General features: G+C 61.4%; 27 protein-coding genes and 2 tRNA genes. 10 read left to right on the forward strand and 19 right to left on the reverse strand.

Annotated elements, in window-relative coordinates:
- Nucleotides 1-292: 292 nt before the first annotated feature.
- Entirely contained in the window at nt 293-772 is a 480-nt protein-coding gene (locus tag P3C50_RS16460; RefSeq protein WP_080695116.1) for a very short patch repair endonuclease, read from the forward strand.
- A 38-nt stretch (nt 773-810) separates the two neighbouring features.
- Here P3C50_RS16460 and P3C50_RS16465 read toward each other — a convergent pair whose 3' ends face one another.
- From P3C50_RS16465 to P3C50_RS16490, 6 genes are all read right to left on the reverse strand, one after another.
- Nucleotides 811-1,602, reverse strand: a complete 792-nt coding sequence (locus P3C50_RS16465; protein WP_230585266.1) for a site-specific integrase — start codon at nt 1,600-1,602, stop codon at nt 811-813.
- Between the two features lie 404 nt (nt 1,603-2,006).
- On the reverse strand, nt 2,007-2,255 hold the full coding sequence (locus P3C50_RS16470) for a hypothetical protein (protein WP_125835803.1): 249 nt from the start codon (nt 2,253-2,255) through the stop codon (nt 2,007-2,009).
- Nucleotides 2,256-2,482: 227 nt separating this feature from the next.
- Entirely contained in the window at nt 2,483-2,827 is a 345-nt protein-coding gene (locus P3C50_RS16475; protein WP_050572642.1) for a hypothetical protein, read from the reverse strand.
- 36 nt (nt 2,828-2,863) lie between these two features.
- Nucleotides 2,864-3,193 carry a DUF6957 family protein gene (locus tag P3C50_RS16480; RefSeq protein ID WP_226342867.1) on the reverse strand — a complete coding sequence of 110 codons (330 nt, stop codon included), beginning with the start codon at nt 3,191-3,193 and terminating at the stop codon, nt 2,864-2,866.
- Between the two features lie 69 nt (nt 3,194-3,262).
- Complete coding sequence (locus P3C50_RS16485; protein ID WP_003464201.1) at nt 3,263-3,988, reverse strand: phage antirepressor N-terminal domain-containing protein; 726 nt, start codon at nt 3,986-3,988, stop codon at nt 3,263-3,265.
- Nucleotides 3,989-3,992: 4 nt separating this feature from the next.
- Entirely contained in the window at nt 3,993-4,478 is a 486-nt protein-coding gene (locus tag P3C50_RS16490; RefSeq protein ID WP_003464199.1) for a hypothetical protein, read from the reverse strand.
- Between the two features lie 96 nt (nt 4,479-4,574).
- On the opposite strand from P3C50_RS16490, the gene P3C50_RS16495 reads away from it, so the two are divergent.
- Nucleotides 4,575-4,829 (forward strand): helix-turn-helix domain-containing protein, encoded by a 255-nt coding sequence (locus P3C50_RS16495; RefSeq protein WP_003464196.1) that lies wholly within the window; start codon nt 4,575-4,577, stop codon nt 4,827-4,829.
- Here the strand turns inward: P3C50_RS16495 and P3C50_RS16500 are convergent.
- The 12 genes from P3C50_RS16500 to P3C50_RS16555 form a co-directional block, all read right to left on the reverse strand.
- Complete coding sequence (locus P3C50_RS16500) at nt 4,826-5,131, reverse strand: hypothetical protein (protein ID WP_038664426.1); 306 nt, start codon at nt 5,129-5,131, stop codon at nt 4,826-4,828. The genes P3C50_RS16495 and P3C50_RS16500 overlap by 4 nt on opposite strands.
- 491 nt (nt 5,132-5,622) lie before the next feature.
- Nucleotides 5,623-5,698: transfer RNA gene (locus P3C50_RS16505), tRNA-Thr, on the reverse strand.
- A gap of 294 nt (nt 5,699-5,992) precedes the next feature.
- Entirely contained in the window at nt 5,993-7,207 is a 1,215-nt protein-coding gene (locus P3C50_RS16510; protein WP_275546804.1) for a methyltransferase, read from the reverse strand.
- A gap of 48 nt (nt 7,208-7,255) precedes the next feature.
- Nucleotides 7,256-7,945 carry an ABC transporter permease gene (locus tag P3C50_RS16515; protein WP_275546805.1) on the reverse strand — a complete coding sequence of 230 codons (690 nt, stop codon included), beginning with the start codon at nt 7,943-7,945 and terminating at the stop codon, nt 7,256-7,258.
- Entirely contained in the window at nt 7,942-8,637 is a 696-nt protein-coding gene (locus P3C50_RS16520; protein WP_197859232.1) for an ABC transporter permease, read from the reverse strand. Before P3C50_RS16520 ends, P3C50_RS16515 begins: the two co-directional genes overlap by 4 nt.
- A gap of 54 nt (nt 8,638-8,691) precedes the next feature.
- Nucleotides 8,692-9,444 (reverse strand): ABC transporter substrate-binding protein, encoded by a 753-nt coding sequence (locus P3C50_RS16525; RefSeq protein WP_197859233.1) that lies wholly within the window; start codon nt 9,442-9,444, stop codon nt 8,692-8,694.
- Between the two features lie 15 nt (nt 9,445-9,459).
- Nucleotides 9,460-10,233, reverse strand: a complete 774-nt coding sequence (locus tag P3C50_RS16530; RefSeq protein WP_197859235.1) for an ABC transporter ATP-binding protein — start codon at nt 10,231-10,233, stop codon at nt 9,460-9,462.
- Between the two features lie 247 nt (nt 10,234-10,480).
- A tRNA-Phe gene (locus tag P3C50_RS16535) sits at nt 10,481-10,556 on the reverse strand.
- A 153-nt stretch (nt 10,557-10,709) separates the two neighbouring features.
- A complete protein-coding gene (locus P3C50_RS16540) occupies nt 10,710-10,982 on the reverse strand; it encodes an oxidative damage protection protein (protein WP_037055319.1) in 273 nt (90 codons plus the stop codon).
- Complete coding sequence (gene mutY / locus P3C50_RS16545) at nt 10,979-12,046, reverse strand: A/G-specific adenine glycosylase (RefSeq protein WP_275546806.1); 1,068 nt, start codon at nt 12,044-12,046, stop codon at nt 10,979-10,981. Before mutY ends, P3C50_RS16540 begins: the two co-directional genes overlap by 4 nt.
- Nucleotides 12,043-14,268 (reverse strand): AsmA family protein, encoded by a 2,226-nt coding sequence (locus P3C50_RS16550; RefSeq protein ID WP_275546807.1) that lies wholly within the window; start codon nt 14,266-14,268, stop codon nt 12,043-12,045. The genes mutY and P3C50_RS16550 overlap by 4 nt, the downstream gene beginning before the upstream one ends.
- A gap of 80 nt (nt 14,269-14,348) precedes the next feature.
- Nucleotides 14,349-15,440 carry an NAD(P)/FAD-dependent oxidoreductase gene (locus tag P3C50_RS16555; RefSeq protein ID WP_275546808.1) on the reverse strand — a complete coding sequence of 364 codons (1,092 nt, stop codon included), beginning with the start codon at nt 15,438-15,440 and terminating at the stop codon, nt 14,349-14,351.
- A gap of 171 nt (nt 15,441-15,611) precedes the next feature.
- Between P3C50_RS16555 and hisB the strand changes: the two genes are divergently transcribed.
- The 8 genes from hisB to P3C50_RS16595 all read left to right on the forward strand — a co-directional run bounded on the left by hisB (nt 15,612) and on the right by P3C50_RS16595 (nt 21,397).
- A complete protein-coding gene (gene hisB, locus P3C50_RS16560; RefSeq protein WP_099526028.1) occupies nt 15,612-16,205 on the forward strand; it encodes an imidazoleglycerol-phosphate dehydratase HisB in 594 nt (197 codons plus the stop codon).
- Nucleotides 16,206-16,844: an imidazole glycerol phosphate synthase subunit HisH gene (gene hisH, locus P3C50_RS16565; protein ID WP_090429589.1), complete on the forward strand. Its 639-nt coding sequence runs from the start codon at nt 16,206-16,208 to the stop codon at nt 16,842-16,844.
- A complete protein-coding gene (locus P3C50_RS16570) occupies nt 16,838-17,098 on the forward strand; it encodes a DUF2164 domain-containing protein (RefSeq protein ID WP_177323719.1) in 261 nt (86 codons plus the stop codon). Before hisH ends, P3C50_RS16570 begins: the two co-directional genes overlap by 7 nt.
- Nucleotides 17,099-17,135: 37 nt before the next feature.
- The gene (hisA, locus tag P3C50_RS16575; protein ID WP_275546809.1) at nt 17,136-17,873 is read left to right on the forward strand and encodes a 1-(5-phosphoribosyl)-5-[(5-phosphoribosylamino)methylideneamino]imidazole-4-carboxamide isomerase; all 738 of its coding nucleotides are present in this window, start codon (nt 17,136-17,138) and stop codon (nt 17,871-17,873) included.
- A gap of 77 nt (nt 17,874-17,950) precedes the next feature.
- Entirely contained in the window at nt 17,951-18,721 is a 771-nt protein-coding gene (gene hisF, locus P3C50_RS16580) for an imidazole glycerol phosphate synthase subunit HisF (RefSeq protein WP_197859247.1), read from the forward strand.
- Between the two features lie 211 nt (nt 18,722-18,932).
- Nucleotides 18,933-19,667: a substrate-binding periplasmic protein gene (locus tag P3C50_RS16585; protein ID WP_275546810.1), complete on the forward strand. Its 735-nt coding sequence runs from the start codon at nt 18,933-18,935 to the stop codon at nt 19,665-19,667.
- A gap of 84 nt (nt 19,668-19,751) precedes the next feature.
- A complete protein-coding gene (locus tag P3C50_RS16590; protein ID WP_275546811.1) occupies nt 19,752-20,507 on the forward strand; it encodes a substrate-binding periplasmic protein in 756 nt (251 codons plus the stop codon).
- A gap of 134 nt (nt 20,508-20,641) precedes the next feature.
- Entirely contained in the window at nt 20,642-21,397 is a 756-nt protein-coding gene (locus P3C50_RS16595; protein ID WP_275546812.1) for a substrate-binding periplasmic protein, read from the forward strand.
- Between the two features lie 166 nt (nt 21,398-21,563).
- On the opposite strand, the gene P3C50_RS16600 is transcribed toward P3C50_RS16595, so the two are convergent.
- Entirely contained in the window at nt 21,564-22,880 is a 1,317-nt protein-coding gene (locus P3C50_RS16600; protein ID WP_275546813.1) for a S41 family peptidase, read from the reverse strand.
- Nucleotides 22,881-22,885: the final 5 nt, after the last annotated feature.

A 22,885-nucleotide genomic window follows, 5' to 3' on the forward strand; every position in this document is an offset into this window, starting at 1 on the left:
AGTTTTTGCAGCAGAGCGCCCGTTCCGTGAGCTTAAGTCGGGGCGGAGGCTCTCGATGGGGTATTGGTGAGCTAGTTTTGAATTTCGATAAAGTAGCCTGATGACTTTACCAATGGGTGATGTCGCTTGGGTTGCCACAACTATGTCGAACCGTCTACCGTCCCCGAATGAAGTGAATCCCTCACCCAGGCCACCCGGCCCCGCGAAGAGGTCCACCACCTGAATGGCGTGGTCGAGCTCACCTGTAGGGTCTGTGGGCGTACTATCGAAAAGATTCTTTTGGCCTTGAGTCATGGACATAGTCAGTAAGGAAGTCAGGTCTCGCATGATGGCGGGCATTCGGGGCAGCAACACGTCACCAGAAATGAAGGTCCGACGCCTGCTGCATCGGCATGGTTTCAGGTATCGCCTGCACCAGAAGGATCTTCCTGGAAAGCCTGATTTGGTGCTTTCTCGCTATCGTGTCTGCATTTTTGTTCACGGTTGCTTTTGGCACAGACACCCCGGATGTCGCTACGCTACTAGCCCCAAGACCCGGTTGGACTTCTGGCAGAGAAAATTTGACCAGAACGTCGCCCGAGATACCAGGAACAAGGCTGTGTTACTGGCATCGGGGTGGCGGGTGATACAGCTGTGGGAATGTGGGTGGTGCCCATCCACGGTGGTGGTCACAAGGTGCCACAGCCATACTTCCCCGGCCCCAGAGTGCTTGGCCGCAATAGCTCATTCAATAGCCCCGAGCATGTCTGGAGATTTTTCATGCGAGCTATAGATCCCTGCGACTAGGGGCCACTCACAGCAGTCACGTGGCTACGACTGCGGAGCAGGTAGGATCTTGCCTGCTTGCCGTTGCTTCATCTCCGTATACCAATGGCCCCGGGTTGCGGCGGGAAATTCGATTGCTCCCAGAATGCGCCCCTGACCATATCGAGGTGGCTTCTGCGGCTGGCGAATGCTCGCCAAGACGGCGCTCTCTGCGGGGCGTACATGTGATTTCATGCCTGCGCCCAGTCGGCCATCACCGTACACGCTGATCGACGAGATGGACTGGTGCCCCATGATGTAAGCCATGCTTTCTGGGCTTTCTCCGGATGCTTTCAGAATTGATCCCATCTGGTGCCGGAAGCTTTTCAGCGTTGGCTGCTTTTTCCTCTTGGGCCAGAGGCGTCGGCACTCCTTGCGCAGGCAGTCTCTGATGGCGGTATTAGTGCGTGGGCACCCGGCCATCCACTGCGCGGCCCATTCCACCAACTTCAGCGTTCTTGGTTTGTCGATTACCAAGGTGCGGTCAGCGCCACGGTGCAGTTCAGCCGATTTCTTGCCTCCAATGATGTGCACGTGGTTGCCGGAGATAGTGATCGTGCGCATCTCGCATGGGCGTACACCGAGGCAATAAGCGAGCACCAGTGATGCGGCTTCGTCGAGATTGCCGCCTGCGCGCAGGTGCTGGTGCAGCAATTTAAAGTCTTCGAAGGGGACTTTCCGAATCTGCCCCGGCTTGGGCTTTTTCACTATCTGACTGCCTGGTGCCGTGACCGGGTTGACCAGCGCTCTGATGGTGTTTGCTGCCTCGATGTTTCGCCGGGCAAGCTGGTCATTCATTAGGGTGTTCTTGAGGGTGCTGAACGCATTCGGTCGATAGTCCGGTGCACAGGCAAGCAAAGCTGCGCAGATCTGCGCCGAAGATGGATCGTCCTCACCGCAGTGAGACCGATAAAAGTTTTGTGCCCGGGTTTGGTACCGCTGCAAGGTCGTAGGTTGCATCGCTGTCATCTCTCTTCTTGTTGTTTTGATGACAAAGCTAAGCCGCTTCGCGAACGGCGTTGTGTCAGCTCGAACTCCACTGAAACACTCCGCAGCCGCTCCGTTTTTCTCGTTACGTCCGAACTGCCTCAACGCCCCCTTACTCGCGGCGCGAGTAAGGGTTGCGCGCTCTCACTCACGCGACCCGCTTCATCTAAATTCAGCGTGCGCCGTGAGCAAAAGCGCGCGCAAGCGTTTTGTCATCAAAATCGAAGAGCAGCCAGCGCCATGGCGCTGAAAGGACGAGCCGGGGTAGCGCGAAGCGGTGCGTGGCTGGCGTGTCGAAATGGGGCATTCAAAAATGCTAGCCACGCAGTGGCGATTTGGTTATGAAAAAAGTCGCCGAAGTCAGTGTTTTCAAGGGTTGTAGCGATAATATAACCAAAAAAAGGAGTGCCAGTTTTGGCACGCTGAGCGCCATAACTGGCCAGCTCGGTGTCGGTTTGGGCCACTTTCAGCGCCGTATTGGGCACTCAAACTGCCGCTAGCGGCACGACCCCGAGTGTCGCAAAGTCATGGTGCGACATACACGGTGTATCGTTGCGACATGGCCAGCGTGTCGCAGCGTATCTGTGCGACAGTCCACGTGTGTCGCATAGGGGTTCCGCGACACTCACTGAGTGTCGCAGTGCCTCCTGCGATACGCAGGTCATGTCGCATCGGCTATCCCATCGCACTGCTAGTGCAGCTGCCATGGCTCTGGATACTCCATAGTTAGCATTCGATGCAGATAGTCATCCAGCGATTGCGCACCTTTTAAAATGTTGAAGCTGAGGATTACGTAGAAGCTGCCACTTAGCGTGTGCAGCACCCAAAACGGCCCCTCTCGCTCAGCCTGAACGATGGCTGATGTATGAATGTAGGCACCGTCACTGAAACGATCAGCTCTCACATGCCGGTAAGTGATCCCGTAGCCGCTTGATCCGCGAATATAGGCATCAGTCAGGTATCCGGTGACGGGTCTGCTGAAAGGAAGGTCTTCGACCTGCTCCAGCAGCTTCTGCAAGACTGGGTGTGTATACATGGCTATGTCGACAGATCAGTAAATGTGTTGGCTCGATCAGAAAATGCTCGCAACGGCGTCTGCGCTGACCTGGATGCGCGTGCCTGGTCCTAGAAGCAAGTAGGCTGTATTGAGCGTTCTGAAATGGAACTCCTCGTGATGGTGCAGAAGCGACGTTCGGACGAAGTCTCCGACATCCCACCGTCTTTCACTGTCGAAGATAACCGTGTGTGCATAGACCAGAGCAGGTTGTCGTCGGGTCTTTGCCAGTTGTAGGCGCTGGCTTTCAGTGACATCCAGATCAAGCCACCGCCAGTTCCGCACCAAGCAATAGCCGCCATAAACAAAATGCTGCCGTGCATAGGCCATGGCCTCAGTGTCGTTCATGCCACTGCCGCTCATCGGCTCGCCTGCTGAATACAGCAAGTCCGCCATTTCCCTAAGTGTGGCCATGGTCTAAGGCTGTTCGTGCTGAGCGCTGCTATGGTGGTGCTCCTCAAGCTCAATGCTGCACAACAGGGCCGCAAAGTCCGAGTCGAGCAGATGAATGCGCTGAGGGCGGGCATCCACGATGGATTTGATGATCGCGTCGACCCGTTGTGAAACAGGCATCTGGCTTGGCGATTTCGAGCGGTCATGCTGATAAATGATCGTGCTGAGCGAAGCGACGGCTCCACGCAACTGGTGCTCCTGCGCTTCAGCAATTTCAAAACCGTTTTTCGCACTGAATTGGTCGGAGAGCTCTTTGAGCACGGCTTTGCGGTTTCCTGGCTCAGCCTGTTGCGCTCGCCAGTTCAGAATCCGCTTCAGCACCGCAGGTGCTGCCGTTGCAGTTGGCGGTGTCGGCCCTGCCAGCGGTGTGGGCTCACCAAAGAAATGTGCGCGCAACTGATCGAGTCGCATGCGGGCGCCGGGGGAAACCTTGCGCGAGCTAAGGCTTTTCAGCCAGAACTCGAATTCCGACTGCGGCAGGCACAGCATTCGTTTCAGCAGTGGTTCCCCAGGCAGGGCAACGTCATGCTCGGTCGGGCTGTAGCGAGGGGGCTGCAGTTTGGCGGCTTGAGCATGCCAGTTAAGACCCATAGCTTCGCAAATGGGGCGTATCGGCCAGTAACGCTCATTGTCGCTGCTGATCAGACTTGGAATCGACAGTCCCTGGATTTTGATTTTGGTGGCGCGCATCGGATTACTGTCCTCCCGGAGCTGCATGGTTGGGGGAAGTGGCCGGTGGGTGTTGATGCTGTCTGCTGAGGATCTTGTGCATTGTTTGCGTGGCTTCATCAGAGTCCATCCACTTCAGCCATGTCTCGTAGACGTGGGGTTTGGTCTGTTGCAGCCTGGAAATCTTGTTGGCGCTAGCTTCAATGGTTCGGCAAGCATCTCGGAATTGCACGGCATCTGTTCTGCTATCTGAATCCAACTGGTCAAGAATCAGATCGATGAAGTCAGCAGATAGCTGCATTGGTAAGTAGTACAGCGGTGATCCTGAGTCGGGATCCTCTTTAATTAAGAGCTCGTTTTCCCAGATCGAAGCTGCAGCTTTAGCCAGGGTGGTGGGTGCGCTGAACGCGCAGAGCAGTGAGCCAAGTTCGATCTTGGTTTGCTGTGTTTTCTTGTCGATCAAAAACAGGATTTCCGAATTGCTCGATGGTGTCTTGGTGAGGGTATCCATGAATGGCTCCGTGAACCTTTATCCAGATAATCTGTAAATCAGATATCTGTAGATTAGATATACCCTTGCCGGATTGTCAAGCGTGAGGTGTACCCGTTGGAAAAGTCGGTGTATCGGGATGAGAACCTGGTGCTGCTCAGACTGCTAAAGCAGTGTCGAGTGGAAGCTGGTTTGACCCAGGCGCAATTCGCCCAAGCGCTGGAGCGCCCACAGTCGTTTGCTAGCGATATCGAGCGCGGCTTGCGCCGGATTGATCTCGTCCAACTGCGGGATATCTGCCACGCGCTGAACATCGGCCTCGTCGAATTCGTGCAGCGCTTCGAGACCGAGTTAGCGCGTAAGGACGCTTAAGGCTGGAGCAGATTTTCTGCTTTGCTGCGTTCGCATGCTGCCGCGTACAGCGCAGCCGCATCGGAGCACAGCAGCCGTAGTGCCATGATGCAGTCCAGAAGCAAATGGTTTTCCAAGGTGTTCAAGTCACTTGCACTGGAGAGTGCGTGGAGCATGCCGACTGCGGCGTTTTGGCGAAGCTGGGCTTCATCATGCAGTTGGCCGGAGGTGACGTCAGTGCGAACAGTGAACAGGCCATTAAACGCGTCGAGGGCTTGGGGCACTGAGTCGGTGGTGCCCGAAGGGATGTTGGTCTGCGGCATAGGGTGACCTCTAGAGTTTTAGAGAGGCCACCACCTTTCGCTTCCACACGAAGGGTGGCGGCTGCATGCGGGTGTGGAAGACCGAGACTCTAGGAACTCGGCGCGCCGAAGCGCCCCGCATGCAGCCACCATGACACAAGAATCCTCTGGCGCTGTGTTCCTGAAGCCAGGTCTGTCGACCCGCCCAATCACCCTATGCTGCCCGCAGAGGCCCTGCAAGGTGGCACTTTACGGGATATCGGCGAAAAAGGCTCTGACCATGAGTAGCCTTCAAGATGCTGGTAATGCCTAGATTTTGATGGCGGGGGATGTGATGCGGAGGGCGTCATCGGTGATGGCGGATGAAATAGCCCGATGAGCGGTCGTAAGACTGGCGCAGATTTTTTCTAACCGAGTGGTGGTGTGGTGGCAAATCCCTACCCCAATCCTACCCCAAGCCGAATTTCAGGCACAAAAAAGGGCTACGCTTTCACGTAACCCTTTGATTTGTATGGTGCCGGCACCAGGAGTCGAACCCGGGACCTACTGATTACAAGTCAGTTGCTCTACCAGCTGAGCTATACCGGCTAGGTGGGGCGCCATTATATCCATTCGTCGGCCTGAGTAAAGCTATGTTCGAGCCTGGCTTTTCCAGGGTTGGCTATCAATAGCTTTTGGCTTATGCACAAAGAGAAGGCGCGTGCGATAGGTGCGCACCTTGTCTGTGCAATCGGTCACGCTTTTTTTGCAACTCATTGTTTTTGTTAGAGCTTATGCGGTTGAGCAAAAAATGATCAGATGTTTGCGAGGCTGTTCCCGATTGGCTTTGCAGGGGTTGCCCAGAAAGGATCAACAGAGTTATCCACAGGTTCTGTGAGCAACTCAGGCGCGTTCCGCCAGAAGCAGCAGGTTGCGTGGACTCAGTTGGTAATCGCAGAAGGTGCCCAGTCTGACGCTATAGCCCTGTTCGTCCAGATACAGGGCGCGGTCCAGCAGCAGCCAGAGCTCCAGTGGGCGGCGGAACAGGTTGCGCAGCAGCTCCAGGTTGCGCACCTCGGCCAGACGCTGCCAGCCGCTCGCCTCCAGTGTTGCCCAGTCCTGCTCGCCGGGCGAGGCCACGCCTTTCAGGGCGGCAAGGTCATGGCAGAAGCGGGCGAAGGGTTTGCTGAGCCACTCGCTGGGCAGCGATGGCGTCGGCAGGTATTCGTCGATACCGCGTAGTTGGCGCTGCAGCAGGTCGAAGGCCAGGCGCCAGGCCATGGATTGGTCGCGTTGCCTGCGTACCCGGGCGCCGGCCGTGACGGTCTCGCTTAGCGGCAAGCCCAGATCGTCGCGTGAGAGCTGCAGCGCCGATGCTTGCGCCGCTGTCGAAAGCGTTTGGTACTGCTTGCCGGCGATGCGGTTGTAGCAGCAGGGAGCGACCGCCAGTTGCGAGCAGCCATTACGGCTGGCCAGTTGCAGCAGGCGTACGTGCAGGTCGCCACAGGCGTGCAGGGCGACCGGGGTGTGTTCTTTGCTCAGGCGTTCGCTGCAATCACCGGCCAGCACATCCTGCTGCAGGTGCATGGCATCCAGCCCCAGCCGTTTGCTCAATGCGCTACCGGATTCGATCAGTGCCGGGTCGTACTCCAGGCAGGTCAAGCGCTGATCAGTCTGGGTCAGCCAGCGACCAAGATGGCCCTTGCCGGAGCACCAGTCCAGCCAGTGCGTGGGCTGTTGTTGAAACTGCAGGTGACTGGCGAAGGCCTGAATCTGCGCCAGCTTTCTACCGGGCACATCGACGCTAAGGTTAGGCGAGCGCGCTGGAGCGTCGCGGCTCGGGAGTTCGCCCAACTGGCTGAGCGCCTGCGCCTGGCGGGCTAGTTCGGTAAACGGAGCGGGTGCCGCGAGCGCAAAGAGGTCGCTGTCGCTGGCTTGCGCCTGCTCCAGAGAGCGGCTGCGCAGCCAGGCGGCAAGCTCGGGCAACTCTGCTTCCCAGGGCAGGCGCAGGTGATAAAACGGCCTTGGCCGCCACAGCGCCTGATGCTGCAGGAGAAAGCTGTCCAGCGCCTGGAAGCGGGCGAGCAGTTCGCCTGAGGTAAGAATCGGCTCGGACATGGCGTCTATGGCGGAAGGGCGGGCCGTCTGTGCAGGCGGCCCGCAGGCTTAGCGGCCCTGGCAGGCGTCGACGCGCAGCCAGCGCTCCAGCAGCTTGAAGAGGTTGATCAGGATGAAGGTGATGGCCAGGTAGAACAGTGCGGCGGTGAAGAAAAACTCCATGCTTACGTAAGTGCGGGCATTGAGCGTGCGTGCCATGCCGGTCAGTTCCAGCAGTGTGACCGTGCTGGCCAGGGCGCTGGCCTTGAGCATCAGGATCACTTCGTTGCTATAGGCCGGCAGGCCGATACGCGCGGCGCGCGGCAGGATGATGTGCAGCATGGCCTGGGTGCGCGACATGCCCAGGGCGCGTGCAGCCTCGATCTCGCCTGGCGGTACGGCCTGGATGGCGCCGCGCAGGATCTCGGCGATATAAGCGGCGGTGTGCAGGGTCATGGTGAGCACCGCGCACCAGTACGGATCACGCAGATAGGGCCAGAAGACACTCTGGCGCACGGCATCGAACTGGGCCAGGCCGTAGTAGATCAGGAACAGCTGCACCAGCATCGGTGTGCCGCGGAAGAAGAAGATGTAGCCGTAGGGCAGGGCGCGTACGTACCAGTGTTTCGACGCGCGGGCGATACCCATGGGCAGTGCCAGGATCAGTCCGGCAATGACGGCAACTGCCAGCAGCTCGACGGTCAGCAATGCGCCCTCGAACATCTTCGGCAGGTATTTGTAGATCAGCTCCCAGTTCATTGGTTGCTCCTGACGAAGCCGCGTGAGGCTTTCTTCTCAAGGAAGTGCAAGCCGATCATGGCGATGATGGTCAGCCCCAGATAGATGATGGCGGCGACCAGGAAGAAGGTCATCGGATTCTTGGTGGCTGTAACCGCGATTTGTGCCTGGCGCATGATTTCGGTCAGGCCGACCACCGACACCAGGGCGGTGTCTTTCATCAAAATCATGAACAGGTTGCCCAGACCGGGCAGGGCGATGCGCCACATCTGCGGCATGATCAGCTTCCACAGGATGCGGCCCTTGGACATGCCGAGTGCCTGTCCCGCTTCACGGTGCCCCTTGGGAATGGCCAAAATGGCGCCGCGGAATACCTCGGTGGCATAGGCGCCAAAGCACAAGCCAAGGGCGATAACGCCCGCAGCAAACGGGCTGAGTTCCAGGCTGCCGACGCCCAGGCTTTCGCCCAGCGCGCGCAATACGTTGACGGTGCTGAAATAGATCAGCAGTACCCAGAGCAACTCGGGCACGCCGCGTACGATGGTGGAATAGCTGCCGCCGAGCCACTGCAGCGGCTTGTACGGCGAAGTCTTGGCCAGCGCGCCGAGCAGGCCGAGCACCAGACCCAGAACCAGCGCGGAAAGCGCCAGTTGAATGGTCATCAGGGTGCCGGCGGCCAGGGCGGGGCCGAATCCTTGGAGATCGAAAATCATCGGAGGGCTCGGGCGACCGCGCCGCCAGGTCGGCGGCGCAGTGCCCTCAGGTCATCAGTAGATGCTGAACGGGAAGTACTTGTCGTTGATCTGCTTGTAGGTGCCGTCTTCGATGATGGCCTGCAGCGCGGTGTTCAGCTTCTCGCGCAGCGGATCACCTTTGCGCACGGCGATGCCGATCTTGTCGTTGTCGAATACCGGGTCGCCCTTGAACTCGAAGTCCTTGCCAGCGTCGCTCTTGAGCCATTCCCAGTTGACGAAGGTGTCGGCCAGCACGCCGTCGAGTCGGCCGGAAGCCAGGTCGAGGTAGGCGTTTTCCTGGGTGTCGTACAGCTTGATATCGACCACCTTGCCCATGTTGTCTTCCAGCCAGGTACCGGCGATGGTGGCGCGCTGGGCACCGATCACCTTGCCCTTGAGGCTGGCTTCGTCGGTCTTGAAGTCGGCCGACTTGGGTGCGATAAACTGCAGCTTGTTGGTGTAGTAGGGCTCGGTGAAATCGACCGCTGCCTGACGCTCTTCGGTGATCGACATGGAGGCGATCAGGAAGTCGAACTTCTTGGCGTTCAGCGCCGGGATGATGCCATCCCAGTCGGAGGTGACCACTTCGCACTCGGCCTGCATCTTGGCGCACAGCGCCTGGCCGATTTCCACGTCGAAGCCGGTGACCTTGCCGCTGGCGTCGATCAGGTTGAAGGGCGGGTAAGCGCCCTCGGTGCCGAGTCTGAGTTTGTCAGCTGCGACAGCACTGGTGCCGAAAGCCAGGGTGGCGGCCGCGGCCAGCAGGATCTTCTTATAGTTCTGCATGCGTGTTGCTCCGTGTTAGCGATTGCTGGACATGAATTGTTTACAGCGTGCCGAGTTCGGGTTGTCGAACACCTGGGCCGGTGGCCCCTGTTCCTCGACCAGGCCCTGGTGGAGGAACACCACTTCGCTGGATACCTGACGAGCGAAATTCATTTCATGAGTCACCAGCAGCATGGTGCGACCTTCATCGGCAAGTGCGCGAATCACATTAAGCACTTCTTGTACCATCTCCGGGTCGAGCGCCGAAGTCGGCTCATCGAACAGAATCACTTTCGGCTGCATGGCCAGGGTGCGGGCGATGGCTGCGCGCTGCTGCTGGCCGCCGGAAAGCTGGTTGGGGTAAACGTGACGCTTGTCGGCGATACCGACCTTGGCCAGCAGTGCCTCGGCCACCTCGATGGCCTCCGCCTTGCTCTGGCCGAGCACGCGCCGCGGCGCCTCGATGATGTTGTCGAGCACGCTCATGTGCGGCCACAGATTGAAATTCTGGAAGACGAAACCGATCTCGCTGCGCAGACGATTGATCTGTTTGTTGTCTGTAGCAACCAGCTCGCCGTTCTTCGCGGCCTTGAGCTTGAGCTCCTCGCCAGCGACGAAAATCTGACCCTGGTGCGGGTTTTCCAGGAGGTTGATGCAGCGCAGGAAGGTGGACTTGCCGGAGCCGGAGGAGCCGAGAATGGAGATTACATCGCCGTCTTTGGCCGTCAGGGAAATGCCCTTGAGCACTTCGAGATCGCCGTAGCGCTTGTGCAGGTTGCGAATTTCCAGCGCGGGCGTTGCCTCGGCCATGGGGTGGGATCCTCTTCTTCTTCGAATGCGCTCCGGCGTACGGCGGGCCGTCCTGGCAGGCGGCCAAGCTAGCATAGCGTTTCCGTGACCGCCAAGCCGTTTGCCGGGCGATAGCGCGTGGCCGGGTCGCGGGTGTCGCCTGGTTGCAGCTGCTTGTCGCGCAGGCGAAACAATGGCACGAGAAAAATGCCGGACGCAGAAAGCAAAAAGCCCCAGCGCGTGGCTGAGGCTCTTTGTCGTATATCAGTGGTGCCCAGGGACGGAATCGAACCGCCGACACGGGGATTTTCAATCCCCTGCTCTACCAACTGAGCTACCTGGGCCAACGGGGCGCTATTAGACGGATTTGAAGGATCAGTGTCAAGCGCGAGTTTGAAAAATATTTAATTATTTCGGGCGCTTAGGTTCGTGAGGGGCTGGAGACGGATTGTGTACCCAGCACACTGTCGCGGCTGAAGCCCCTCCCACAAGCATTCTTATTCGCTTGGCGGTACGTAGCCTTCCGCCTGGGCGTATTCCTCACCGGAGAGGAACTTGTCCATCTCGGCCTGGAGGAACTTGCGGTCCTCGGCGTTCATCATGTTCAGACGACGCTCGTTGATCAGCATGGTCTGGTGCTTCTGCCACTCGTCCCAGGCTTGCCTGGAAACGTTGTTGAAGATGTCTTCGCCTTTGGCGCCGGGGTAGGGCGCGCGATCCAGGCCGGGCAGTTCCTGTTTGTATTTGCGGCACAGCACGGTGCGGGTCATGTCGGTTCTCCAGCGGTAATGGCTTGCGCCGCGCGTTTCAGCAGCTTCTTCACCGGGGCGGCGAGGCCCAGGCGCGGCGGGGTGGCGAGGTTATACCAGAGCCAGTCGCCCTCGGCCACGCGGCTTGGCTGCTCGGTCACCCGCACCAGCCAGGGTTCGATGGCGAGCTGGAAGTGGCTGAAGGTGTGGGTCAGGCCTTCTAGTTCGCGGCGTTCGCCGAGTTCGAGCTGTTGCTGCTGGCCGAGGTCGTCGAGCTGAGACAGGTCTTCCAGTTCCGGCAGGCTCCAGAGGCCGCCCCACAGTCCCGTTGACGGGCGGCGATAGAGCAGGATGTCGCCGGCGGCATTGGTGAGCAGTGGCATCAGGGTGCGCTTTTGCGGCAGCGTCTTGCGTGGCTTGGGGATGGGGTAGCGGATTTCCAGGCCGAGCAGATGCGCCTGGCAGCCGCTGCGCACCGGGCATAGCAGGCAGGTGGGCTTGCTGCGGGTGCACAGGGTAGCGCCGAGGTCCATCATCGCCTGGGTGTAATGCCCGACCCGTTCGTGCGGCGTAAGGCGCTCGGCGACGTCCCAGAGCTGCTTGGCCACCTTCGGCTCGCCCGGATAGCCCTCCTGCGCCACGTAGCGCGCCAGCACGCGCTTGACGTTGCCGTCGAGGATCGGCGCACGCACGCCCATGCTCAGGCTGGCGATGGCGCCAGCGGTGGAGCGGCCGATACCGGGCAGCTCGCTGAGTGCCTCGACGCTGCGCGGGAACTCGCCGCCGTGCTCGTGCATGATGATCTGCGCGGTTTTCTGCAGGTTGCGTGCGCGGGTGTAGTAGCCCAGGCCCGTCCACAGGTGCAGCACTTCGTCTTCCGGTGCTTCGGCCAGGTCTTTCACCGTCGGCAATGCAGCCATGAAACGGTCGAAGTAACCGAGCACGGTGCTGACCTGGGTCTGCTGCAGCATGATTTCCGAAACCCAGACGCGATAAGGCGTGATGTTCTGCTGCCAGGGAAGATCCTTGCGCCCGTGCTGGTCGTACCAGGCCAGCACGGCGCCGTTGAACTGCTCGGGACTCATCGGTTGAACAGGCCCTTGAGTGCGTCTTTCAGATCCGGGCTGACCTTGTCGCCAAGTTTCTCTTCCAGCTTCTCGGTCAGCTTGTTGCCAGCCAGGCGTGCGGCGATCTTGCCCAGGCCGTCCTGATCCAGGCGGCAGGCCTTGGCGCCCAGCTCCAGCGGACCGCGGCAGCGCAGCGGCCATTCGATGCCGACGTAGCGTTCGTTGACCTGACAGGCCGGGTCCGGCATTTCACGCTTGTCGCCTTCGATGGTGATGCCGACCTTGTAGTCGAGACCCAGTACGCGCAGGTCGAGATCGCCATTGCCGCTGACCGCCAGGCCGGGAACCTGGGCCTTGAGGTCGGGGTTGTGAGCGACGCCGTCGCGCACGCTGAGGCTGCCCTTGAGCTCGCGGAAGGGGGTGTCCTTGCCGGTTGGCGGGTTGCTCAGCGACTTGCGGTTGAGCGTGGCGATGCCGCGACACAGCTGCTGTTCGAGGTTGGCATCGACCAACACGCCGTCGTTGAGGACGAAGCTGGCGTTGCCGTTGAGTGCCTCGACCCACTCCTTCTGGCTGTTGCCGCGGGTGTTGAACTTGGCATCGAGGTCGAGCTGACCTTTGATTGGAGACGGCTGATCATCCTTCTTCAACAGCGGCTCCAGCGGGATGCGGCTGAGGCGTTTTTCCACGCTGATCATCGGCTCGGCCTGGCGCACGTCGATGCGCCCGCTGCCAGCGAAACTGCCGCCTTGCATCTTGCCGCGCGCTTCCTCCAGGGTGATCAGGCCGCCACGGCCATTGGCCTTGAGATTGACGTCAGTGAAAGGCTGTTTGTCGTAGGTGAGCTGGCCGAGGCTGAGCGCCAGTTGCAGGTCGAGTTTGCGCAGCTGGTCCACCGGCAGCACCTTCTCGTTGCTCCAGGCCTGCTGGGTCGGGGCATTGGGCAGCGGGGTGGTGCCGTCCTTGCCGGCGATCGCGATGCTTTCCTTGACCTCGGCCTTGCGCGCAGCAGCGGGGCTGTCCTTGGCTTTCGGTGGCAGGTAGCGATCGAGGTCGAGCTTGTCGCCCTTGAGGTCGACGCGCAGCGCCTGCTTGCTGACATCGGCCACGCCGAGCTTGCCGGTGAAGGTGCTGCCGTCGAGCTTGAGGTTGAGCTCTTCGAACATCATGCCTTTGCTCGAACCGTTCAGGCGGCTGACCAGCTCGAACTGGTTAAGGGCGTCGCTGGCCTGCATGGCCGGCAGTTCGACGCCGATGCCGTCGAGAAACTCGCGCAGGTTCAGCGAGGCGATGGACAGCCCGCCGGAAATCTTGGCGTCCTCGCCCAGCTCGCGCGCCTTGATCTCGCCGAGGGCGCGCAACTGGTTGGCAGAGAGCTTGAGGCCGTTCCATTCGGCGATATTGGCGGCCTGGTCGACCAGCAATTGGCCTTGGGCAGAGAAGTTCAGGGTCTTGCCCTTGAGCGGTTCGCCGGACGCCTCGCCGGTCAGCTTGAGGTCTTCGAACTGGTAGCGCTTGAGGGCGCGGTCGAAGCGCAGTTGGCCTTCGACTTCGCTGCGTGCACGCAGCACCGGCTGGTTGGTGCCGAAGAAGGCGCTGAACTTGACCGGAATGCTGGCGCCTTCGCGAATCGCGCCGGTTTTCAGCTCGATATTCTCGACGGTGAATTGCTGGCCCTTCTGTGCGTCGCTGTAGTCAACACGCGAGTTGCTCAGGGTCAGGCTGTCGATATCCAGCTTGACCGGCTGGGCGGCCGGCTTTTCGTTCGGCTGGCTCGGCGGTGTGTCTTCACTCGGTGTAGGTTCGCTGGGCGCTGGTTGCGTGGTGCTGGCCTGGGCCGGGCGGCCGACGCCTTCCCAGTTGCCATGGCCCTTGTCGTCGCGCTGCAGGTTGAGATTGAGGCCGTCGACACGGATGTCGCTCATCTGCACTTCCTTGCGCAGCAGCGGCATCACGCGCACCGACAGGCCGATCATGCGCAGGTCGGCGAAGGGCTTGTCCGGCGTGTCGGCGCTGGCCAGGGTAGCGTCGGTCAGCTCCAGGCCCAGCCAGGGGAACAGGCTCCAGCCGATATCACCCTTGAGCTGCAGGTCGAGGTTGGCCTTGTCGTGGGCGATCTGGCGGATTTCGTCCTTGTAATCGTTGGGGTCGAACAGATGAGTCAGGGCGAACAGCAGCGCCACTACGATCAGCAGCAAGCCGAGAAGGAAGAGGCCCAGGATCTTGCCGAGCGCTTTCATGGACGAGTCCTTGTTTCGATAACGAAATGTGCGGGCGGCCAGTGGAGGCGCAGCCGTCGATAATGGCGCCGATTATAGCCTTACAGGGCTTCTGCGACCCGCTCGGCAATGGCCAGGCTGGCGGTGAGTCCTGGCGATTCGATGCCGAACAGGTTGGCTAGGCCCGGCAGGCGGTGGTCGGCAGGGGTTTGGATCAGGAAGTCGGCAGCCGGTTCCCCGGGCCCGCTGAGCTTGGCGCGCACGCCGGCATAGCCGGGTTGCAGGCGGTTCGCATCGATTGCCGGGAAGTAGCGGGCAATGGCAGCGGCGAAAGGCGCGCGCAGGTCCTCGTCGACTGCGTAGTCGAGCGCATCCAGCCAGCGCACGTCCGGGCCGAAGCGCAGTTGGCCGGCGAGATCGAGGGTGGCATGGATGCCCAGGCCGGCAGTATTGGCCTCCGGCATCGGGTAGATCAGCCGGGAGAACGGCGAGCGCCCGCTATAGCCGAAGTAGCGGCCCTGGCACAGATGCAGTGGCGGCACTGGCAGGCCTTCGATGGTGCTGGCCAGGCGCTGGGCGAAGGGGCCGCCGGCGTTGATCACCCGTTGTGCGCGCAGGGTAAAGATTTCGCCGGCGCTGTGGCCGCTGGCGATCCAGGCGTCGCCGTCGCGCTGCAAGCGTTCGACGCGGCTGTGCAGCACCAGTTGTGCACCGCGACTCTCCGCCACCGCCAGCAGCGATTGCAGATAGGCATGGCTGTCGATGATGCCTGTGCTCGGCGAGAGCAGGGCGTGGACACCACGCAGGGCGGGTTCCAGCTCCCGCAGGCGCGACCGGTTGACGGGTTGCAGATCGTTCACGCCGCTGGCCTCGGCATTGCTGGCCAGCGCCTCGAGCTTGCCGATTTCGTTCTCCTGCACCGCCACCAGCAGTTTGCCGATCCGCCGATGCGCCACCCCGTGCTGGTTGCACCAGGCGTACAGACGTTCGCGACCCTCCAGGCACAGCTCGGCCTTGAGCGAGCCGGGCGGGTAATAGAGGCCGGCATGAATGACCTCGGAGTTGCGACTGGAGGTGTGGCTGCCGATCAGCCCCTCCGCCTCCAGAATCAGCGTATCGGGCCCGCCCAGGCGGGCGGCGCAGGCCAGGCCAAGGGCGCCGGCGCCGATGATCAGGGTGTCGACTTCGTGCATGGCTGTATCGCTGTGTTTGCTGGTTGGCGGGAGCATAGCAAGAGCTGCGTTGCGCTTTTCGGCATGGGCGCGTCGGTCTGCGCTGCGGATCCGACCATCGCCGGTAGCCGTTGCCGCCCCGGCACGCCTATAATGCTGGCCTTTTTCCGTTAGCAATTCGTGGAGCTGGTGATGGCCGAACGTACGGCATTCGTCGAGCGCAACACCCTGGAGACCCAAGTCAAGGTCTCGATCAACCTGGATGGCACCGGCAAGGCCAAATTCGATATTGGCGTGCCGTTTCTCGAGCACATGCTCGACCAGATCGCCCGTCATGGCCTGATCGACCTCGATATCGAGTGCAAGGGCGATCTGCATATCGACGACCACCACACCGTCGAGGACGTCGGCATCACCCTCGGCCAGGCTTTCACCAAGGCTATCGGCGACAAGAAGGGCATGACCCGCTACGGTCATTCCTACGTGCCGCTGGACGAAGCACTGTCGCGCGTGGTGATCGACTTCTCCGGTCGTCCCGGCCTGCAGATGCACGTGCCGTTCACCCGCGCGGTGGTCGGCAACTTCGACGTCGACCTGTTCCAGGAATTCTTCCAGGGCTTCGTCAACCACGCGCTGGTGTCCCTGCACATCGACAATCTGCGCGGGCACAACACCCACCACCAGATCGAAACCGTGTTCAAGGCCTTCGGCCGCGCGCTGCGCATGGCGGTGGAGCTGGACCCCCGTATGGCCGGGCAGATGCCCTCGACCAAGGGCTGCCTGTAAATGCAGACGGTAGCCGTAATCGACTATGGCATGGGCAACCTCCACTCGGTGGCCAAGGCGCTGGAACACGTCGGCGCCGGCCGCGTGCTGGTAACCAGCGACGCCAAGGTGATCCGCGAGGCCGACCGCGTGGTGTTCCCCGGCGTCGGTGCAATCCGCGATTGCATGGCCGAGATCAGGCGTCTGGGCTTCGACGAGCTGGTGCGTGAAGTCAGCGCCGACCGTCCGTTTCTCGGCATCTGCGTCGGCATGCAGGCTTTGCTCGAACGCAGCGAGGAGAACGATGGCGTCGACTGCATCGGCCTGTTCCCCGGCCAGGTACGCTTCTTCGGCAAGGACCTGAGCGAAGACGGCGAGCGCCTCAAGGTGCCGCACATGGGTTGGAACGAGGTCAGCCAGGCGGTGAAGCACCCGCTGTGGCACGACATCCCGGAAAATGCGCGCTTCTACTTCGTGCACAGCTATTACATCGAGGCCGGCAAGCCGCAGCAGGTGGTCGGTCGCGGTCACTACGGCAAGGACTTCGCCGCGGCACTGGCCGAGGGCTCGCGCTTCGCCGTGCAGTTCCACCCGGAGAAGAGCCACACCCACGGCCTGCAGCTGCTGCAGAACTTCGCCGCCTGGGATGGGCGCTGGTAATGGCCCGCAACAAGGCTCCCAGTCTCGCGCTCGAGCCTGCCCAGGAGCAGGCCGCGCTGCTGATGCTGCAGCGCTTTCTCGACGAGCGTTTCGAGCTGCAGCTAGGCACCTTCGAAGTGCAGGAAGTCCTCGACCAGATCACCCGCGAGCTGGCGCCGCACTACTACAACAAGGCGATTCTCGACGTGCAGGCGCACCTGAAAGACAGGTTCGAAAGCATCGAGAGCGACCTCTGGGCGCTCGAAAAGAGCTGAGCGCCTTACCGAATTCAAACTTGAGCAGGTTCAACCGATGCTGATTATCCCCGCTATCGATCTCAAGGACGGCGCTTGCGTGCGTCTGCGTCAGGGCCGCATGGAAGACTCCACGGTTTTTTCCGATGACCCGGTGAGCATGGCCGCAAAATGGGTCGAGGGCGGCTGCCGTCGTCTGCATCTGGTCGATCTGAACGGCGCCTTCGAAGGCCAGCCGGTCAACGGCGAAGTGGTCACCGCCATCGCCAAGCGCTACCCGAACCTGCCGATCCAGATCGGCGGCGGCATTCGTACCCTGGAGACCATCGAGCACTACGTGCGCGCTGGCGTCAGCTACGTGATCATCGGCACCAAGGCGGTGAAAGAGCCGGAGTTCGTCACCGAGGCGTGCAAGGCCTTCCCCGGCAAGGTCATCGTCGGCCTGGATGCCAAGGACGGTTTCGTCGCCACCGACGGCTGGGCGGAAGTCTCCAGCGTGCAGGCCACCGACCTGGCCAGGCGCTTCGAGGCCGACGGCGTGTCTGCCATCGTTTATACCGACATCGCCAAAGACGGCATGATGCAGGGCTGCAACGTCGAAGCTACCGCCGCGCTGGCTGCCGCCAGCAAGATTCCGGTGATCGCCTCCGGCGGCATCCACAACCTCGGCGACATCGAGAAGCTGCTGCTGGCACGCTCGCCAGGCATCATCGGTGCCATCACCGGCCGGGCCATCTACGAAGGCACCCTGGATGTGGCCGAAGCGCAGGCCTTTTGCGACAACTTCAAAGGTTAAACCGAAGGGCGGGTGAAACCCGCCACCACTGACGCAATCTTTATCGGTGGGTTGCACCCACCCTACGGGAGCTCCGTATGGCACTGGCTAAACGCATCATCCCTTGCCTGGACGTGGACAACGGCCGCGTGGTCAAGGGCGTCAAGTTCGAGAACATCCGCGATGCCGGCGACCCGGTGGAAATCGCCCGCCGCTACGATGAGCAGGGCGCCGACGAGATTACCTTCCTCGACATCACCGCCAGTGTCGATGGCCGCGACACCACACTGCATACCGTCGAGCGCATGGCCAGCCAGGTATTCATCCCGCTGACCGTGGGTGGCGGGGTGCGCAGCGTGGCGGACATCCGCAATCTGCTCAATGCCGGCGCCGACAAGGTGTCGATCAATACCGCCGCCGTGTTCAACCCTGAGTTCGTCGGCGAGGCCGCGGCGCGCTTCGGTTCGCAGTGCATCGTCGTCGCCATCGACGCCAAGCGCGTGTCCGCGCCGGGCGAGCCGGGCCGCTGGGAGATCTTCACCCATGGTGGGCGCAAGCCGACCGGCCTGGATGCCGTAGCCTGGGCGAAGAAGATGGAAGACCTTGGGGCTGGCGAGATCCTGCTCACCAGCATGGATCAGGACGGCGTGAAGAGCGGCTACGACCTGGGTGTGACCCGCGCCATCAGCGAGGCCGTGCGCGTGCCGGTGATCGCCTCCGGTGGCGTCGGCAACCTGCAACACCTGGCCGATGGCATCCTCGAAGGCAAGGCCGATGCCGTGCTGGCGGCGAGCATCTTTCACTTCGGCGAATACACCGTGCCGGAAGCCAAGGCTTACCTGGCCAGCCGCGGTATCGTCGTGCGCTGATCTGTCGCGCCGCTGGGGGCTGTACAGCAGCCCCGAGTGGCGTTGTCATTTGCCTAAATCGCCCGATTGACGCTGCTTTCGCTAAAAGCTGCGGGCGAGTCGACGGCAAAGTGCCAGCGATCCGGCTAGCATGAGCTCATATCCCTTCACTCTGCTTCTCCGCGCTTGCGGAGGGCTGCTTTTTGCCGAGCATTTTCGACACGGAGTCTTCATGTTCCTTCTTCGATTCGTGACCATCCTGGCCCTGACCTGCGGCCTCAGCCTCGCCCGTGCAGAACCGCTGGTGCTGCTCACGGAGAATCTGCCGCCGTTCAACATGTCGGTCAGTGGCAACAACTTCGCCCGGGACGACAACGTCACCGGTATCAACGCCGATATCCTGCGCGCCGTCTGCGAGCGCGCCGAGGTCGACTGCCAGATGATCCTGCGTTTCCCCTGGCGCCGCGTGTACCAGCAGACGCTGGACGATGTCGGCTACGGCCTGTTCTCCACTGCACGCACCGCCGAGCGTGAAAACCAGTTCAAATGGGTCGGGCCGCTGGCCAACAACGAGTGGGTGCTGTTCGCCCGCGGTGACAGCGATATCCAGCTGGCCTCTCTGGACGATGCGCGGCGTTACCGCATCGGTGGCTACAAGGACGATGCCAAGACCCAGTTCCTGCTTGACCGCGGCTTCGAGGTGCAGACGGCGCTGCGCGATAACGAGAACGTGCACAAGCTGGCACGCGAGCAGATCGATCTGTGGGTCACCTCGAATCAGGCTGGGCGGTACATGGCGCGCCAGGAGGGTATGCACGACCTCAGGGTGGTACAGCAACTGCACACCGCTGAACTCTACCTGGCGCTCAACCTGCAAACCCCGGATGAGCTGGTGCAGAAGTTGCAGAGTGCATTGGATTCGCTGCGGGCCGAGGGTGCGTTGAAGAGCATCGAGGCACGCTATTGAGGCACACTGCCAGTAATCGCTGGGCCGGGGAGGGCATGGCGGTTATCCTGACGCGGTCTGCCTTTTATTAGAAAGAGAAATGCCATGTTCAAACGCCTGCTGATCTCGCTGGCTGGCACCCTTATGGTGCTTGCCGGCGCCGCACGCGCCGAAGTCGACCCGGACTACACCGTGGTCCTGTTGACCGAGAACTTCCCGCCCTACAACATGGCCATCAATGGCAAGAACTTCGCCCAGGAGGACAATATCGACGGCATCGCCGTGGATATCGTCCAGGAAATGTTCAAGCGTGCCGGGGTCCGCTACAACCTGACCCTGCGCTTCCCCTGGGATCGCATCTACAAGCTGGCCCTGGAAAAGCCGGGCTACGGGGTATTCGTGACTGCCCGCCTGCCCGAGCGCGAAGAGACGTTCAAGTGGGTCGGCCCCATCGGCCCGGACGACTGGGTAATGCTCGCTCAGGGCGACAGCCCGGTCACACTGACCGGTCTCGACGATGCCAAGCGATACCGTATCGGCGCCTACAAGGGCGATGCCATCTCCGAATACCTGAGCGAAAAGGGCGTCGAGCACAGCACCTCGCTACGTGACCAGGAAAATGCGCGCAAGCTGGCGACCGGGCAGATCGACCTCTGGGCTACGGGTGACCCGGCCGGTCGTTACCTGGCCAAGCAGGAGGGCATCTCCGGCCTCAAGACCGTTTTGCGATTCAACAGTGCCGAGCTCTACCTGGCGCTGAACAAGGAAACGCCTGACGAGATCGTCGCCAGGCTGCAGGCCGTCCTGGATCGGATGCGCGCCGAAGGCTTCGTCGAAAAGACCCTGAACAGCTACCTGTAAGCACCGAACATGCGACCGGCCACGTGCCGGTCGCTTGCCATGGATGGCAGCGCCACCGAGTGCCGATGACCGGGCTCGGGCCCATGCAAGGATGTGGCTAGCCATAACCACAAATCACGCGAGCGGTACGTCTTATGCTGAAAACTCTGAAGAAAAGCCTGTTCGTCGCCCTGTTTCTCGCCTCCGGCTTCGCCCATGCGGAGCTGCCGGCGGACTACAAGGTGGTGCTGCTGACCGAGAATTTCCCGCCCTTCAACATGGCGGTGGACGACAAGAACTTCGCCCGTGACGACGGTATCGATGGCATCAGCGCCGACATCGTGCGCGAGATGTTCAAGCGTGCCGGCATCGATTACACCCTGACCCTGCGCTTCCCCTGGGATCGCCTCTATCGCCTGACCCTGGACAAGCCCAACTACGGCCTGTTCTCCACCACCTATACCGAAGAGCGCAAACCGCTGTTCAAGTGGGTCGGCCCGCTGGCCAAGACCGGCTGGGTGCTGCTCGCCGCGCCGGGCAACGACATCAGGGTGTCGAGCTTGCAGGACGCTGCCAAGTACCGCGTCGGCGCCTACAAGAACGATGCGGTCAGCCAGCATCTGGAAAGCCAGGGGCTGGAGCCGATCAACGCCCTGCGTGACCAGGAGAACGTGAAGAAGCTGGTGCGTGGGCAGATAGACTTGTGGGCCACCACCGACCCGGTCGGCCGCTACCTGGCCAAGCAGGAAGACGTCAGCGGCCTCAACACCGTGCTGCGTTTCAATGACGCCGAACTTTACCTGGCGCTGAACAAGGACACCCCGGACGAGGTCATCGAGCGCCTGCAGAAAGCGCTGGACGAGATGCGTGCCGACGGCTTCATCGACGACATTACCGAGAACTATCTGTAACCGGTTGCCGGGCACAGGCTCGTGGCTCGCGGCGCGCGTCCTACGGGTCGCGTGCCAGGCAGGGCGGGCGTAACCCGCGACGGATAACGCGCTGGGTTATACCCGGCCTAGATGAAAACGCCGCAATTTCGCGAGGAAATTGCGGCGTTTTTCATTACCGTTCGGCTCAATTGCCGCGCGTGACGCTCAGGCCCTTGAGCAGGTTGAGTGCCTGGCTCAACTGGTAGTCATCGTCCTGCGGGCGCTCGGTGCGAGCGGCCTGGGCGATTCGGCTCGGGCGATCCGCGCCACCGTTGCCATTGCCCAGGTGGCCCTGCAGATCGGCTTCCTTGATGCCTTCAGCGTCCTGCTCGCGGGTGACCTTGGCGCGTGCCACTTCGATATCGGGGACGATGCCCTGAGCCTGGATCGAGCGGCCGTTGGGGGTGAAATACAGCGCCGTGGTCAGCTTTAGCGCGCGGTCGTTGTTCAGCGGCAGCACGGTCTGTACCGAGCCCTTGCCGAAGCTGTCGGTGCCCATCAGTACCGCGCGTTTGTGATCCTGCAGGGCGCCGGCGACGATTTCCGAGGCCGAGGCGCTGCCGCCGTTGATCAGCACCACCAATGGCACGCCTTCGCTGGCATCGGCCGGGTCGGCGTTGAAGCGCAGCTCGGAGTTGGCCAGGCGGCCTTCGGTGTAGACGATCAATCCGTTCTTGAGGAAGTGGTCGGCCACTTCCACCGCAGCCTGCAGCACGCCGCCCGGGTTGTTGCGCAGGTCCATGACCAGGCCGCGCAGCTTCTTGTTGCCGTTCTCCTGGCGCAGCTTGGTCAGCGTCTTGCCGACCTCCTCGCCGGTGTTGACCTGGAACTGCGAGATACGCAGGTAGCCGTAGCCGTCTTCGAGCATCTGGCTCTTGACGCTACGCACCTTGATCACCGCGCGGGTCAGCGTCAGGTCGAACGGGCGGCCGCCGTCGCGCACCAGGGTCAGCTCGATCTCGCTGCCGGCTTTGCCGCGCATCTTTTCCACCGCTTCCATCATCGACAGGCCCTTGGTCGGCTGGCCATCGATCTTGACGATCAGGTCACCGGGCTGGATGCCGGCTTTCGAGGCGGGCGTGTCGTCGATGGGCGAAACCACCTTGACGAAGCCATCCTCCATGCCGACCTCGATACCCAGGCCGCCGAACTCGCCGCTGGTGCTTTCCTGCAGATCGGCGAAGGCTTCCGGCTCGAGGTAGGCCGAGTGCGGGTCGAGGTTGCTGAGCATGCCCTTGATGGCATTCTCCAGCAGGGTCTTGTCGCTGACCGGCTCGACATAGGCGGCCTTGATGCGGTCCATCACCTCGGCAAAGGTGCGCAGATCATCCAGCGGCAGCGGGGCCTTTTCGCTTGCTACCGCTGCTGGCGCGGGGGCAGGCTCGGCGGCATGCAGGGCTGGAACGCCGAGCAGCAGCCCGAGGGCCAGGGCCAGGCAGGTGGGGCGAAAGCGATGAGACATCAAGA

It is taken from the genome of Pseudomonas sp. Marseille-Q0931 (genome assembly GCF_940789645.1).
In the GTDB taxonomy this organism is placed as follows: Bacteria; Pseudomonadota; Gammaproteobacteria; order Pseudomonadales; family Pseudomonadaceae; genus Aquipseudomonas.